Below are 435 nucleotides of genomic sequence, written 5' to 3'. Positions count from 1 at the left end.
GCGCGGTGTCGGTGGCGTGCATGGGGCATCCCCTGTCGAATGAAGTTCCGGATGCTGTTCGGAACAACTCAGAAGATATGTCGAATGTACATCGGGGGCAAGGGCCGCCCCTGCACGCGAATGCTGGGGCGGCCCTTGCGGTGGCGTGGGCGGGGCCGGTGACCGGCCGGGCGGTCAGTCCAGCACAGGCGTCTGGACGATCCGCAGCACGTACGGGGAGCAGCTGGGCCCGAAGAAGAAGCGCAGCACCGCAGGGTCGGTCAGATCATCGGGCGACTGCGGCGCGCACCGCGTGTACGCCTCCGTCCACCTCTCCCGGGCGAACTCGACCGCGGACGCGAGGGCGTTCTGCGGCGAGCGGAACAGTTGCCGCCGGTCCCACGCGTCGTCGTCGTTGTAGGTCTCGATGATGCACTGCCACACGCTGTCGGGTTC

General features: G+C 68.0%; 1 protein-coding gene. It reads right to left on the bottom strand.

Going from position 1 to position 435, the window contains the following annotated elements:
* Positions 1-174 precede the first annotated feature (174 nt).
* Positions 175-435 (bottom strand): hypothetical protein (locus AC1DSF_RS30930; RefSeq protein ID WP_478184130.1); only part of this gene is annotated, 261 nt, incomplete at its 5' end.

It is taken from the genome of Variovorax sp. 01N429 (assembly GCF_056399425.1).
Note: the sequence above shows the minus strand (reverse complement) of the source record. Positions and strands in the feature narration are given on the sequence as shown.